This is a genomic window from Massilia sp. Root351, from assembly GCF_001425045.1.
Lineage (GTDB): Bacteria > Pseudomonadota > Gammaproteobacteria > Burkholderiales > Burkholderiaceae_D > Rugamonas.
In genome coordinates this window covers 1,107,812-1,122,129 of record NZ_LMDJ01000001.1, presented here as the reverse complement: position 1 = coordinate 1,122,129, position 14,318 = coordinate 1,107,812, and the positions used below count along the sequence as shown (strand labels likewise).

General features: G+C 67.6%; 10 protein-coding genes. 6 read left to right on the top strand and 4 right to left on the bottom strand.

The window, feature by feature from the left end; genetic code table 11:
* Positions 1 to 87: 87 nt before the first annotated feature.
* The 5 genes from ASD15_RS04905 (at position 88) to ASD15_RS04885 (ending at position 5,903) form a co-directional block, all read left to right on the top strand.
* Entirely contained in the window at positions 88 to 1,098 is a 1,011-nt protein-coding gene (locus tag ASD15_RS04905) for an LLM class flavin-dependent oxidoreductase (RefSeq protein WP_057153561.1), read from the top strand.
* A 72-nt stretch (positions 1,099 to 1,170) separates the two neighbouring features.
* Complete coding sequence (locus tag ASD15_RS04900) at positions 1,171 to 2,613, top strand: hypothetical protein (protein ID WP_200953908.1); 1,443 nt, start codon at positions 1,171 to 1,173, stop codon at positions 2,611 to 2,613.
* A gap of 192 nt (positions 2,614 to 2,805) precedes the next feature.
* Positions 2,806 to 3,960: an MFS transporter gene (locus ASD15_RS04895; protein WP_057153739.1), complete on the top strand. Its 1,155-nt coding sequence runs from the start codon at positions 2,806 to 2,808 to the stop codon at positions 3,958 to 3,960.
* A gap of 111 nt (positions 3,961 to 4,071) precedes the next feature.
* Positions 4,072 to 4,713, top strand: a complete 642-nt coding sequence (locus tag ASD15_RS04890) for a hydrolase (protein ID WP_057153560.1) — start codon at positions 4,072 to 4,074, stop codon at positions 4,711 to 4,713.
* Between the two features lie 206 nt (positions 4,714 to 4,919).
* Entirely contained in the window at positions 4,920 to 5,903 is a 984-nt protein-coding gene (locus ASD15_RS04885) for an AraC family transcriptional regulator (protein ID WP_057153559.1), read from the top strand.
* Positions 5,904 to 6,081: 178 nt separating this feature from the next.
* Here ASD15_RS04885 and ASD15_RS04880 read toward each other — a convergent pair whose 3' ends face one another.
* On the bottom strand, positions 6,082 to 7,230 hold the full coding sequence (locus ASD15_RS04880) for an acyltransferase family protein (protein ID WP_057153558.1): 1,149 nt from the start codon (positions 7,228 to 7,230) through the stop codon (positions 6,082 to 6,084).
* A gap of 56 nt (positions 7,231 to 7,286) precedes the next feature.
* Complete coding sequence (locus tag ASD15_RS04875) at positions 7,287 to 8,936, bottom strand: M28 family peptidase (protein WP_057153557.1); 1,650 nt, start codon at positions 8,934 to 8,936, stop codon at positions 7,287 to 7,289.
* Between the two features lie 144 nt (positions 8,937 to 9,080).
* On the opposite strand from ASD15_RS04875, the gene gluQRS reads away from it, so the two are divergent.
* Positions 9,081 to 9,992, top strand: a complete 912-nt coding sequence (gene gluQRS, locus ASD15_RS04870) for a tRNA glutamyl-Q(34) synthetase GluQRS (protein WP_057153738.1) — start codon at positions 9,081 to 9,083, stop codon at positions 9,990 to 9,992.
* 55 nt (positions 9,993 to 10,047) lie between these two features.
* On the opposite strand, the gene ASD15_RS04865 is transcribed toward gluQRS, so the two are convergent.
* Entirely contained in the window at positions 10,048 to 11,574 is a 1,527-nt protein-coding gene (locus tag ASD15_RS04865; RefSeq protein WP_057153556.1) for a winged helix-turn-helix domain-containing protein, read from the bottom strand.
* An 87-nt stretch (positions 11,575 to 11,661) separates the two neighbouring features.
* Positions 11,662 to 14,205: an ATP-binding protein gene (locus ASD15_RS04860; protein WP_162249876.1), complete on the bottom strand. Its 2,544-nt coding sequence runs from the start codon at positions 14,203 to 14,205 to the stop codon at positions 11,662 to 11,664.
* Positions 14,206 to 14,318 lie beyond the last annotated feature (113 nt).

Below are 14,318 nucleotides of genomic sequence, written 5' to 3'. Positions count from 1 at the left end.
CAAAAAAGCCAAACAAGTGTAACGGAAAGGCCATGAGCGCGTCAGGGCCTTCATTGAAACCCGGCTTGCCGCCGCCATATCACAGCCATGACGCCATTTTCCATACTCGACCTCTCCCCCATCGCGCTTGGCAGCGATGCCGCCGCCTCGCTGCGCAACACGCTCGATCTGGCCCAGCACGGTGAACGCTGGGGCTACCAGCGCTACTGGCTGGCGGAACACCACGGCATGCCGGGCATCGCCAGTGCCGCCACGTCGGTGGTGATGGCGCACGTGGCGGCCGGCACCAAGACCATCCGGGTCGGTGCGGGCGGCATCATGCTGCCGAACCACTCGCCGCTGGTGATCGCCGAGCAGTTCGGCACGCTGGAAGCGCTGCACCCGGGCCGCATCGACCTCGGCCTGGGCCGCGCACCCGGTTCGGACCAGACCACCGCGCGCGCCCTGCGCCGCAGCCTGGCATCCGACGCGGACGAGTTCCCGCAGGACGTGCTGGAGCTGCAGGACTACCTGTCCGACGCGCCGCGCCAGCAAGTGCTGGCGGTGCCCGGCAAAGGCGCCAAGGTGCCGCTGTGGATACTCGGCTCCAGCCTGTTCGGTGCGCAGCTGGCCGCGCACCTGGGCCTGCCCTATGCGTTCGCCTCGCATTTCGCGCCGGCGCAGATGATGCAGGCGGTGGCGCTGTACCGTGCCAACTTCAAGCCGTCGGCGCAGCTGGACAAGCCGTATGTGATGCTGGGCTTCAATGTGTTCGCGGCCGACACCGACGAAGAAGCGCAACTGCTGGCCACCTCGATGCAGCAGGCCTTCGTCAACCTGCGCACCGGCCGGCCGTCGCAGTTGCCGCCGCCGCTGGCCAACTACCGCCAGAGCCTGGGCCCGCAGGAAAACGCCATGCTCGATTCGGTGCTGTCCTGCTCGGCGATCGGCTCGCCGCAGACGGTGAAAAAACAGCTGCAAGGCTTTATCGACAGCACCCAGCCGGACGAACTGATGATCACCTCGCAGATCTTCGAGCACAGCAAGCGCCTGCATTCCTACCAGATCACGGCCGGTCTCCGCGAGCGGCTTGAGCCAGCGCAAATGCGCACGCCTTAAGCATAGCCATACCTCTCCTGCCTGCTTAACTGGAACAGGGCAGCTTGCCCGGCCACGCAGCAGGAGAGTGCAATGAAAACCCCGACCGCCACGGGCAGCGCCGTCGCCGCCTTCGCCATCCGCATCGCCACGCTTGCCGCCGCCGCTGCCATTGCGGCCGCCGCTTTCGCCGCGCAGCCCGTCCTGTCCCATCCGCCTGCGCCGCCGGAGCGTCCCACCAGCTACATGAAGGTGGACATCACCGAAGACTTCGGCGCAACGCTGGCGCGCATGCGCGCCGCGCGCGCCGCCCTGATGCAGCGCCAGCGCGAGCTGCTGGCCCAGCGCTATGACCTGGCCAACCGTCCCAGCGGCGCCACCATGTTCCGGGGCAAGCCTGTGCAAGGTGGGGTGCGCGTCAAGCTGCCCGCGGGCATGAGCTGGCAGCGCCTGGCCGACCTGGGCGCCGACGACATCCGCGCGCGCGACCTGTTCCCGGCCGGCTTCCTGCCGCTGCCGCATCCCAATCACGCCGAAGGCGGCATGCTGTTCCCGCAATTCCAGATCGACGAACTGAAGCGCCAGGAGCAGCGCGACCTGACCCGCTTCGACCTCGACTTCGACTTGCCCGACCACTTCCTGCCCGAGTTCCCCGCGCCGATCTTCCTCACCACGCGGCCCGACCTGGGCGACGTGTCCGGCGGCAAGCTGCTCACCATCGACAACTTTCACGGCATGTTCAATGGCCTGCTCAATCCCAAGCAGCTCGAAGGCCTGCGCCTGCTGCTCACGCCCTTCCCGCAGCAGCAGTTCAACCAGACCGAAGACCGCCGCGCCGAGCGTCCCAGCCGCGGCGTGGCCTGCCTGGACTGCCATGCCAACGGCCACAGCAACGGCGCCACGCACCTGGTGGGCGACATCCGCCCGCAGATCTTCCGCCACCGCATCGACACGCCAACCTTGCGCGGCTTGAACATCCAGCGCCTGTTCGGCTCGCAGCGCGCGCTCAAGACGGTAGAGGACTTCACCGAGTTCGAGCAGCGCGCCGCCTACTTCGACGGCGATCCGGTGATCGCCACCAAGAAAGGCATCAACCCGCTCGAGCGCGGCAGCCAGGTGCATTTCATGGCCGAGTTCCAGGCGCTGCTGGACTTCCCGCCCGCGCCCAAGCTGGGCATCAACGGCAAGCTCGACCCGAACAAGGCCAATGACAGCGAGCTGCGCGGCCAGGCACTGTTCTTCGGCAAGGCCCAATGTTCCATCTGCCACGCCGCGCCCTACTACACCGACAACCTGATGCACAACCTGAAAACCGAACGCTTCTACAAGCCGCGCATCGTCAACGGCATGATGGCCGCGTCAGACGGGCCCATCAAGACCTTTCCCCTGCGCGGCATCAAGGAATCCCCGCCCTATCTGCACGACGGCCGCCTGCTGACCTTGGAAGACACGGTGGAATTTTTCAACCTGATCCTGGAAACCAGGCTCAGCGAAAAAGAAAAAGCCGACCTCACCGCCTTCCTGCGCACGCTGTAGCGGCGCCGCCATGCCCGGCCGGATATACCCGTTATATCCGGCCGCCGCCAGCAGGGATCTGGATTCCCCACTACAATGTTTGTCCGGCTAAGCCCGCCATTTTCCAAGCAGGGCCTGGCACTCGTAGTTCTGCATCCAGGAGTTCCGTTGACCACCAATCCAACCATCGCCGTGCCGGGGATTTCCTCCGGCATGGTACTGCTGCTGGCGACCGCCACCGGCCTTATCGTCGCCAATTTGTATTACGCGCAGCCGCTGGTCGGCCCCATCAGCCTGGCCACCGGCCTGTCGCCCGGCGCTGCGGGGCTGATCGTCACGCTGACACAGATCGGCTATTGCCTGGGCATGATTTTCATCGTCCCGCTGGGCGACCTGCAGGAAAACCGCCGCCTCATCGTCACCTGCCTGGCGGCCACCTCGGCCGCGCTGCTGGTGGCCGCCAGCACCAGCAACGCCGGCCTGTTCCTGGCCGCCGCGCTGTGCATCGGCCTGGGCTCGGTAGCGGCCCAGGTGGTGGTGCCGTTCGCCGCCCACCTGGCGCCGCCCCACATGCGCGGGCAGATAGTCGGCAAAGTGGTGTCGGGCCTGCTGATGGGCATCATGCTGGCGCGCCCGGTGTCCAGCCTGGTCACCGACGCGCTCAACTGGCACGCCATCTTCGTGCTGTCGGCTATCGGCACGGCGCTGCTGGCCTTGCTGCTGCACCGTAAGCTGCCCAAGCGCCAGCCGGTATCGGCCATGCCTTACGGCGCACTGCTGGCCTCGCTGTGGCAGTTGCTGAAGAGCACACCCGTGCTGCGCCGCCGCGCCGCCTACCAGGCCTGCATGTTCGGCGCCTTCAGCCTGTTCTGGACCACGGTGCCGCTGGTGCTGGCGGCGCCGTATTTCGGCCTGTCGCAAACCGGCATCGCCATCTTCGCGCTGGCCGGCGTGGCCGGCGCCATCGCCTCGCCGCATGCCGGCCGGCGCGCCGACCAAGGCAAGAGCCGCGCCACCACCGGCATGGCGCTGGCCGCCGCGCTGCTGGCCTTCGGCACGCCGCTGCTGCTGCAGGGCGGGCGCATGTTCGACCTGGGTTTGCTGGTGGCCGCCTCCATCGTGCTCGACGCCGGCGTGTCGGCCAGCCTGGTCACCGGCCAGCGCGCCATCTTCGCGCTGGGCGAAGACGTGCGCAGCCGGCTGAACGGCTTGTACATGGCGATCTTCTTCTGCGGCGGCGCCATCGGCTCCTCGCTGGGCGCGTGGATGTACGCCCACCACGGCTGGCACGGCGTGCTGCTGACCGGGCTCGCGTTCCCGCTGATCGCCGCGCTGGTATATGCCAGCGAATTTATCGGCAAGGAGTAACGCTCTCCCGTAAGCAAGAGCAGGGGCAGTCCTTATAGCAGACGTGCAAATCAGGCAAAGCTGGCAAAGTGCGAACGTGCTTTGCCACCCCTACTTTTCACGGAGAGAACCATGTCCTACAACACCCTGCTCAACCCGCAAGACTGCGTGCTGGCCCTGATCGACCACCAGCCGCAAATGCTGTTCGGCACCATGTCTCACGAGCGCACCGCCATCCTGCACAACGCGCAAATCCTGGCCAAGACCGCCAAGCTGTTCGGCGTGCCGACCATCCTGACCACCATCGCGTCGGAAACCTTCAGCGGCCACCTGATCCCGGAAATCCAGTCCGTGTTCCCGGACCAGAAGCCGATCGACCGCACCTCGATGAACTCGTGGGAGGACCAGAACTTTAAGGACGCCATCAAGGCCACCGGCCGCAAGCGCGTGATCATCGCCGGCCTGTGGACCGAAGTGTGCGTGACCTTCCCGACCCTGCAGATGCTGGCTGAAGGCTACGAGATCTTCGTGCCGACCGACGCCTGCGGCGACACCACCATGGAGGCGCACGACCGCGCCATCCAGCGCATGATCCAGGCCGGCGCCACGCCGACCAACTCGCTGCAGTGGATGTGCGAACTGCAGCGCGACTGGGCGCGCGGCGAGACCTACGACGGCTGCATGGACATCTTCAAGGCTCACTCGGCCTATGGCATCGGCATCCGCTACGCCAAGCAGATCCTGGGCGAACACGCCAACGAAGGCGGTAAGTAATCTCCCCAAGGGGCGGCGCCCGCCGCCCCTGCCCTGCTTCCTATCCTGCCCCCCCCTTAGCACGAAACCGCGTCCTGCGCGATAGAGTCCCGCGTCTAATTTTTTGCTGCTGGCGCCGGTAAATTTCATGCGTTAATAATTTACAAAAAAGACGCAGCGCGAACCGTCAAAAATAAGCACGGTCGTTCGCAATGGAGACATGGGACATGAACGAAGCACTCTTGGGACCCGGCACGGGCTACTCGTCCGCCCTGCACCTGGTGCGCGGCGTCAAGTCGCGCCTGGCGCATTCGGGCGTGCAAGCCGAAGCGCTGTTCCAGCAGGCCGGCCTGGACGAAGGCGACGGCCTCGCGTGCGACGCGCTCGCGCTGTCCGATAAACTGAGCCATCTCTGGTCGCTGCTGGTTGAGCACTCGCGGGACCCGCTGATCGGCCTGAAGATATCGACGCCGCACCGCCTCGGCTGGCTGGGCGTGATGGGTCACATCATGCTGGTCTCGCCCACCGTGCAAAGCAGCATCGAGCGCTGCCACGGCCACACGCGCGTGGGACTGGTGCTGCCCGGCGCGCAGCGCGTGGTGCCGCAACAGCGCTATGACTTCGTCTGGTGCGTGCTGCTGCGCAGCCTGCGCAGCGCGGCCGGCAATGACGAGGCCAGGCCGGTGCAAGTGGAGTACGCCTTCCCGGAACCGGCCAACGCGGACATGTACGCGCAGACTTTCGGCTGCCCGGTCCATTTCAACCGTCCCCACAACGTGATGGAATTTGCCGACGCCGACCTGGTGTCCGCGCTGCCCGGCTACCGGGGCGGCAGCGGAGTGCTGGCCAGCCTGGCGCAGGCACAGCCGCCGACCATCGGCGCGCGCGTGCAAGCGATGGTGGCGGCCATGCTGCCGAAAGGCCCGCCGCAGCGCGAAGACATGGCCGCGCACATGATGATGAGCGAACGCACCTTGCAGCGGCGGCTGGCGGAGGAAGGCACCAGCTTCACCGCGCTGGTGGACGACACGCGGCGCGAACTGGCACGCCAGTCGCTGGCTGCCGGCGAGCTGTCACTGAAGGTGCTCAGCTTCCAGCTCGGCTTCTCGGAGCCCAGCGCGTTCTACCGCGCCTGCAAGCGCTGGTTCGGCATGACGCCGTCCGACCTCGTCAACCACGCGCCTGCAAGGGAAACCAAGGGCAAAGGCTAAGCGTCGGCCCTGGCCTGCTTCACCGTGCCGGCCACCCGGTGTAGCGACCGCTGCGTGACCCGCAACGGTCCGCCAAAGCCTGTATCGAAGGCGGAACGGTCGTATGGCGGAATGGCATCGACATGGCGCCCGAGCCCCTGTATCTGGAGTCCAGGTAGCACTCGCCGTTCGTCCCGCATTACACCTTAACGTACCAGCGCCGGCGCCACATGAACCAGGCCACCGCAAACATGGCGGCGTTGAACAACAGCGCGTGCAGCAGCGAGGCGGCCTCCGGCTGCAGGGGCAGCGCCTTGATGGGCGCGTACAGCATGGCGCCGAGCGGGCGCTGCGTGCCGTCCTCCTGCGCGAACCTGATGAAGCCCAGCATCTTGGCCACCAGGCCGGAGAAGGCGAAAATGAACAGCGCGTTCATGCCGTAGATGATGAAGAACTTCGCCCCGCCTTGCGCCTTGGCGCGCAGCCATGGCGACGGATTGGCGTCCAGCAGCCAGTAGAAGACCGAGAACATCAGCAGCGCCCAGCCGCTGATGAACAGGCAGTAGGACGTGCTCCACAAGCTCTTGTTGATCGGCATTAGCACCACGTCCAGCATGGCGCCGGCAAGCAGCAGCGCCAGGCCGGCCAGCATCATCCACACGGTTTGTTCGGGCCGCGCGCGCTGCGCCATCAGCCAGCGCCCGGCCAGCACGCCGATCAACTGGCTGCACAGCGCCGGAATGGTGGTGAACAGGCCTTCCGGGTCCCACGTCTTCGATTGCGCCCACATATGGCCGCTGAGGAACTGGCGGTCCAGCCAGGCGCCGAAGTCACGGCCAGGTTCCAGCACGCCGGCGCCCACCACGCCGTTCACATCCGGCACCGGCACCAGCAGCATCACCGCGCTGTAGCACGCCAGCAGGCCGGCAATCCACCAGGTGACCTGGCGCCAGTTGAAATACACCACCAGCGGCGCCGCCAGCACGGTGCACAGCGCAATGCGCTGCAGCACGCCGGGGATGCGCACACTGGACAGGTCGAAGCGCGGGATGTAGTTGAGCAGGAAGCCGATCAGGAAAATCAGCAACGCGCGCTTGAACAGCTTGCGCAGCAAGGCGCCCTTGTCCGCGCCGGCATCCGCCGCGCGCCCTAGCGAAAACGCCATCGAGATGCCGCCGATGAACAGGAAGAAAGGGAAGATCCAGTCGGTGAAGGTCCAGCCGTTCCAGTGCGCGTGCGCCAGCTGCGAGTACAGATGGCTCCAGTCGCCGGGATTGTTCACCAGCAGCATGCTGGCGATGGTGAAGCCGCGAAAGGCGTCAAGGGAAGTCAGGCGCGTGGCTGTCATGGGGCAGTCGTCTAAAAAACAAAAACCGCCCGGAGGCGGCTGGGGTTTGCAAACCGTTACTTGGCGCGGGCCTTGCCGAAGGCGTCGCCGGCTTTCCACTCGGGCATCTTGGGCGCGTCGGCCACCATGCGGCCCAGATTCAGCGCGAACTGCGCGTGCTGCGTCATGCCCGCCAGGTCCCAGGCCGGATCATATTCATCCGACACCTGGTGATAGCGCTTGCTGTAGGCCTCCGTCTTGGTTTTCGCAGCCGCCTTGTCACCCAGGTAGTCCCGGCCCGAGGTAATCGAAAAGGCCGGCACGCCCACCTTGGCGAAGCTGAAGTGGTCGCTGCGGAAGTAGCCGCCCGACAGGTCCGGCTTGGCTTCGGCGATGACCATGTTCATGGCCTTGGCGGTGGCTTCGGCCATCTTGCCCAACTCGGTGCGCTCGCTGCCCGCCGCGCCGATATCGCGCGTGACGCCGATGAAGTTCAGGCTGTCCAGGTTCAGGTTGGCGGCCGTCTTGGCCAGTGGCCACAGCGGCGCGGTGGCGTAGGCCTCGCTGCCCAGCAGGCCCTGCTCTTCGGCCGCCACCCACAGGAACATCTGGCTGCGCTTGGCCGGATTGAGCGACGCTGCCCTGGCCATGGCCAGCAGCGCGGCAGTACCGGAGGCGTTGTCGACGGCGCCGTTGAAAATTGTGTCGCCTTCGGTGCCCTGCTTGCCCAGGTGGTCCCAATGCGCACTGTAGATCACCACTTCGTCCTTCAGCTTGGGATCGGTGCCCGGCACCACGCCGGCCACATTGAACTGCTCCAGGCGGCGCACGGCGGCCTTCATCTCGCCGGACACTCTGGCTTTCAGCGGCACCGGCTGGAAGTCCTTGCTTTCAGCGGCGGCGCGCAGCGCGTCCAGGTCCTGGCCGGCGGCCCTGAACAGGGCGCGCGCGGTGTCGTCGGTCATCCAGCCTTGCAGGCCGGTGCCAACGTCGCCTTGCGCCAGCTGGAAGCGTTCCACGTTGTCCCAGCTGTTCTGGATCACGCTCCAGCCGTACGATGCGCTCGGCGTGGTGTGGATCAGCAGCACGCCGGCGGCGCCCTGGCGCGCGGCTTCCTCGAATTTATAAGTCCAGCGGCCGTAATAGGTCAGCGCCTTGCCACCGAAGCGGTTCGGCTGTTCGGCGGTCGGCTGCGGGTCGTTCACCATCATGACCAGCACTTTGCCTTTCAGGTTCTGGCCCTTGAAATCGTTCCACCCTTCTTCGGAGGCGCTGGTGCCGTAGCCGACGAAGACCAGTTCGGCATCCAGGCTGTGCGCAGCTTGCGCATCGCCGGGCGCCCATACCCAGTCCTTGCCGAAGGAAGCCGGCAGCGCGGCGCCGTTGGCTTCCAGGCGCAGCGAGCTTTCGGCCGGCAGCGACTTCACGCCCGCGATCTGCACCGCCTGGCGGAAGCTCTTGCCGGACAGCGGCTTGAGGCCGGCAGCTAGCGCCTGGGTTTCCAGGTATGCCACCGTCAGGTCGCCTCCGCGCTGGCCGGTGCCTCGTCCTTCCAGCAGGTCGCTGGACAGGAAAGCCAGGTGGGCGCGCAGCGGCGCTTCCTGCACCTTGGGCTGCTGTTGCCCGGCGGCCTTGACCGCCTTCGGTGCGGCGGCGTGCGCCGGGAAGGACAGCGCCAGGCTGGCGGCAATGGCGCATGCCAGCGCGGATGGGAACAGTTTCTGCATAGTGTCTGATCTTGTCTGATATGGAGTCGATGAAAGCGGCCACATCGCCGCGCGAGCATTGTATGCGAAGTTTCCCGCATGTCCATTGCGCGCTGCAGCAAGCGCAGGTTGACGCGCACCGCGCCGGTCGGGGATACTTTTCACATGACGTCAGCCCGCCCTCCCTACATCGGCCGTTTCGCGCCCTCGCCCACCGGCCCCCTGCACCTCGGTTCGCTGGTGGCGGCCATGGCCAGCTATCTGGACGCCAAAGTGCACCACGGCCAGTGGCTGGTGCGCATCGAGGACCTGGACCGCGACCGCAACGTGGCCGGTGTGGACCAGCACATCCTGGCGTCGCTGCAGCGCTGCGGCATGCAGTGGGACGGCGAAGTGACGCGGCAGACCTTGCGCACGGATCTGTACCAGGCTGCGCTGGCGCAACTGGAGGCGGCCGGCGCGGTGTATCCCTGCGCCTGCTCGCGCAAGGAGATCCAGGACTCTCAAATCCGCCTGGGGCATGCGTCCTCGGCGCTGGTGTATCCGGGCACCTGCCGCAATGGGCTGGCCGCGGGCAAGACCGCGCGCGCGGTGCGCCTGCGCACGCCGCAGGCGCCGCACCGCGTGCTCTGCTTCGAAGACCGCTGGCACGGCCGGGTGTGCCAGGACCTGACCGCCGAGGTGGGCGACTTTGTGGTACGCCGCGCCGACGGCTTCTGGGCCTATCAGCTGGCGGTGGTGGTGGACGACGGTGCGCAAGGCGTCACCGACATCGTGCGCGGCGCGGACCTGCTGGACTCCACCCCGCGCCAGATTTACCTGCAAGCGCTGCTGGGACTGCCCCAGCCGAGGTATCTGCACGTGCCGGTGGTGGCGAACGCGGACGGCGAGAAACTGTCCAAGCAGACCGGCGCGCAGGCTTTCGACAACGGCGCGCCGGTGGCGCAACTGCTGGAGTCGGCGCTACTGCCGGCGGCGCGCTTTCTCGGGCTGGATGTGCAGGCGGACAGCGTGGAGCAGTTCTGGCGCGGCGCGGTGCCGGCCTGGGCGCGCCTGCTGGAGATGCGCAGGGCCTGAACAGAGCGTGCGCAGGCGGCGCGGTGGCGCGCAGTAGCGGCGCAACGTCGGCAACTCAGAGCGGCGCGCCGCCAAGCGCTACGTAATGCGTCAGGATCACGTCATGCTCGCCGCTTTCAGCCAGCTTGGCCGCCGCGTAGCTGCGTGTGGTTTCCAGCATGCGGTAGCGCGCCGCGCCGGTATCGGACACCGTGGCCAGCATCGACTTGCTGACCAGGCTGGATAGCGCGTCCATCGCCTGTTCCAGCCCTTCCCGGTTATCCGCGCCGATGGACAGCGCCTCCTCCAGCGAAAAACGGCGCCGGAACACCGACAGCCGGTGCAGCAGTTTGCGCTCGCTTTCGCCCAGCAGGTCATAGCTCCAGTCCAGCGTCGCCTCCAGGGTGCGGTGCCTCACCTTGGCCGTGCGCCGGCCGCCCTTGAGCAGGTAGCAGCAGTCGTCCAGGCGCGCCACCAGGCCGCGTATGCCCAGCAGTTCCACCCGCGCGGCGGCCAGCTCGATGGCCAGCGGTATGCCGTCCAGGCGGCGGCAGATGTCGGCGATCTGCGGCGCCTCCGGGTCGCCCAGCGCCAGTCCGGCCGCGCTGGCCTGCACCCGCTCGGCGAACAGCTGCACCGCCGCATACTCCATGGCTTGCGCCATCGTCAGCGGCGGCGCGCCGGCGCCCGGCGCCGGCTCGGGCGGCAGTTCCAGCGCTGGCAGGCGGTGCACCCACTCGCCTTCGGCGCGCAGCGGCTCGCGGCTGGTGGCCAGCAGGCGCACGCCGGGCGCGCCGTGCAGGATCTGCTCGGCCAGCAGCGACACCGCTTCCAGCACATGCTCGCAGCTGTCCAGGATCAGCAGCAAGTGGTGACTGCGCAGCGCAGCCACGATGGCTGCCGTGTCCATCGCCGCCGGGCGTTCCATCACCAGCGCGGCGGCCAGCGCCTGCGGTACCTGCTCGGCGCGCGTCAGCGGAGCCAGGTCGACGAACACCGTGCCTTGCCGCCAGTGGGTTTGCATGCGCTCGGCCGCCGCCAGCGCCGCCGTGGTCTTGCCCATGCCGCCGGTGCCGACGATGGTGACGAAACGGCGCTCGGACAATTGCTGCTGCAGCGTCGCCACCGTTTGCTCGCGGCCGAAAATGCGCGTGGCGCAGGGCGGCAGGCCGTCGCTCTGCGGCAGATAGACCGTCTTGGCCTGCGCCATGGTTGATTGCTCGCCAGAAAGCGGCAGCGCCTGCGCGGCGTGCGCGGTGTGCGCCACCTGTCCGGCCTCGCTGCGCACCACCGGCGTGATGAAGCAATAGCCGCGCCCCACCACGTTTTCGATGTGGCGCTCGCCCAGCGTCCTGCGCAGCGCGGCAACGTGCACGCGCAAGTTGCCTTCCTCGACCACGGTATTGGGCCAGGCGCGCGCAATCAGCTGGTCCTTGGTCACGGTTTCCCCCGCGCGCTCCAGCAGCACGTGCAGGATGTCGATGGCGCGGCTGCCCAGGCGCAGCGGGCGGTCATCTTCATAAAGCAGGCGGCGCGCCGGAAAAAAACGGAACGAATTGAAAGCCAGCACCGGCTCGCTTGCCTCTGTGGCGTCGTAAAACATGCGGTCCTCTTAGACGCGGTACGTGTTCAAACCTGCAGTATGCCAGCTGTGCGTGTCTCAGGCATGACGCGGAAGCGGCCAATTGTGTCAACTGACATGCGGCCCGAAAATCTGCGCCAGCGCTTGCGCCAGCTCCGTCATGGAATACGGCTTGCGCAGCACCCCGCCCGCGCCGCCCTGCCGGGCCAGCGCCGCGCCCGCATAGCCGCTGGCCAGCACAATGGGGATGCCGGCGCGGATGGCGCGCAGCCCCCGTATCAGCTCCGACCCCGTCATGCCGGGCATGCGTTCGTCAGTGATCACCGCGTCGTACTGCTGCGGCGCCGCCGAGAACGCGGCCAGCGCCTGCGCCGGCGAAGTGTAGGCGGCATGCCGGTAGCCCAGGTCGTCCAGCATGGTCCCGGCCAGGCGCGCCAGCGCTTCCTCGTCGTCCACCACCAGCACGCGCTGGCCCTGGCCGCGCGGCGGGGCCGGCAGCGCGGCGCCGCCGCCGGCCGCCACGTCGCCGCAGCGCGGCAGGAAGACCGTGAAAGTGCTGCCCTCGCCTACGGTGCTGGCCACGCTGACCGCACCGCCCAGCTCCGTGACGATGGCGTGCACCATCGACAGTCCCAGCCCGGTGCCCACGCCGACTTCCTTGGTAGTGAAAAAGGGATCGAAGATGCGTCCCAGGATGGCGGGCGGTATGCCGGCGCCGGTGTCGCTCACGGTGAGCACGATGTAGTCCGCCGCCGCAATGCTGCCGATGGTGGCCAGCGCATGCTCGCCGACGCTGCGCGTCTCCAGCGCCACCCGCAGCAGGCCGCCGCCTTCCATCGCCTGGACGCCGTTCAGCATCAGGTTGCTCAGCACCTGGTGCACCTGGGTGGAGTCGCCCAGCAAGGCGGCGCTGCCGGCCTGCAGGCTGGCGCTCACTTGCACCCCGTCCGGCAGCTTGGGCGCCAGCTGGTCCAGCGCCTCGCGCATCACCGCCTCCACCTGCACCGCCACCCGCTCGCCCATGCCGCAGCGGCTGAAGGCCAGGATGCGGTCCACCAGCGCCCGCCCGCGCTCGCCGGCCGCCACGATGTGGCCCACGTCGCGCCGCAGGCGGCTGCCCTCGGGCGCGTCGCGCAGCGCCATTTCGCCGTAGCCGAGTATCGAGGCCAGGATGTTGTTGAAATCGTGCGCGATGCCGCCCGCCAGCGTGCCCATGGCCTCCAGCCGCTGCGCCAGGCGCAGCTGCTCTTCCAGCCGGCGCCGCCCGGTCACGTCGCTGACGGCGCCGGTCCAGCGCACCGGCGTGCCGGAGGCGTCGCGCTGGCACATGCCGGTCAGGTGTATCCAGCGCAATTCGCCGCGCGGCAGCATGCGGATTTCCAGGTCGAAGCGCGCGCTGCGGCCGGCGAAATGCTCGGCCGCCGCCTTCTCCCACTTCGGCTTGTCCTCCGGGTGGAAGGGAAACCGCGCCAGGAAATCGGCGCGCCCGGCAAACACCGTGTCGGGCGGGAAGCCGTACAGTTCCAGCATGCGCGGCGAGCCGTAGAACTCGTCCTTCTGGATGTCCCAGTCCCAGTGCCCCTCGCCTGCCGCGCTCATGGCCAGCGCGTAGCGCTGCTCGGAAGCGCGCAGCGCGGTCTCGCTGCGCACCCGGTCGGTGACGTCGGTGGTGGCGGCGTTCCAGCGCACCAGCCGGCCCTGCGCGTCGCGCGAACACAATCCGGTCAGCTTGAGCCAGCGCACCTCGCCGCGCACGATGATGCGCAGCTCCAGCTGCAGGCGGATGGTGCTGCCGGCGAAATGTTCGGCCAGCTGGTCGATCACGCGCTGGCGGTCTTCCGGATGGTAGGGAAAGCGCGCCGTGAAATCGGCGCGGCCGGCGAACACGGTGTCCGGCGGCATGCCGCACAATTCCAGAAAGCGCGGCGAGGCGTAGAAGGTATCGGTGGCCACCACCCAGTCAGTGTGGCCGTCGCCTGCCGCGTTCACCGCCAGCTCATAGCGTTCCTCGGAGCGGCGCAAGGCCGCCATCGACGTGCAGCGCTCAATGGCGATGCTGGCCAGGTCCGAAAAGCGCGCCATGACGTTGCGCTGCACGGCCGTGGGCAGCGCAATGTGGCGCGCATACACGCCGAAGGTGCCCAGCACCTTGCCGGCGCTGGACAGGATGGGCATGGACCAGCAGGCCCGCAAGCCGTATTCCAGCGGCAGGCGGCGGTACTTGTCCCATAAAGGGTCGCTGGCGATGTCGGATACGAACACCGGCTCGCGGCGCCAGGCCGCGGTGCCGCAGGAGCCTTCGCCGGGGCCGATCAGCGCCGAGCCTTCCAGCGCCACCATGAAGTCGGGCGGCATATTGGGCGCCGAGCCGGGACGCAGCAGGGTACCGCCCTCGTCCATCAGCAGCACCGAGCTCACCGCGTCCTCGGCCACCTCGTCGAACAGGCGGCAGCAGGCTGCCAGGATGCCGTCCAGCGGTTCGGCGCGCGCGATCATTTCAAGCAGCCGCTTTTCGCCTGCCAGCAGGCGCGCCGGCACATCCTGCTCCGCCGCTGCTGCGGCGGCAACAAGACTGGCGGCGGACTGCATGGCTGGCTCGGTGGCGGTCGGACGGTCCATGGCGTGGGCGGAATGGGTGGCTAATTGTGTCACAGTTTGGATCGCAGTTCGTGCCACAGTTATGCACTGCGGTGAAAGCAACAGTATGCTGCGCCGGGGCCGCAATGTGTCAATTGACATCAATGGGAGCGGTAACTATCCTGTTA

Bases quoted from the DNA above. Each gene is read 5' to 3' on its own strand.
- ASD15_RS04885 (WP_057153559.1), top strand. From the start codon at position 4,920: ATGAACGAAGCACTCTTGGGACCCGGCACGGGCTACTCGTCCGCCCTG.
- gluQRS (WP_057153738.1), top strand. From the start codon at position 9,081: ATGACGTCAGCCCGCCCTCCCTACATCGGCCGTTTCGCGCCCTCGCCC.
- ASD15_RS04865 (WP_057153556.1), bottom strand. From the start codon at position 11,574: ATGTTTTACGACGCCACAGAGGCAAGCGAGCCGGTGCTGGCTTTCAAT.
- ASD15_RS04895 (WP_057153739.1), top strand. From the start codon at position 2,806: ATGGTACTGCTGCTGGCGACCGCCACCGGCCTTATCGTCGCCAATTTG.
- ASD15_RS04880 (WP_057153558.1), bottom strand. From the start codon at position 7,230: ATGACAGCCACGCGCCTGACTTCCCTTGACGCCTTTCGCGGCTTCACC.
- ASD15_RS04875 (WP_057153557.1), bottom strand. From the start codon at position 8,936: ATGCAGAAACTGTTCCCATCCGCGCTGGCATGCGCCATTGCCGCCAGC.
- ASD15_RS04900 (WP_200953908.1), top strand. From the start codon at position 1,171: ATGAAAACCCCGACCGCCACGGGCAGCGCCGTCGCCGCCTTCGCCATC.
- ASD15_RS04890 (WP_057153560.1), top strand. From the start codon at position 4,072: ATGTCCTACAACACCCTGCTCAACCCGCAAGACTGCGTGCTGGCCCTG.
- ASD15_RS04905 (WP_057153561.1), top strand. From the start codon at position 88: ATGACGCCATTTTCCATACTCGACCTCTCCCCCATCGCGCTTGGCAGC.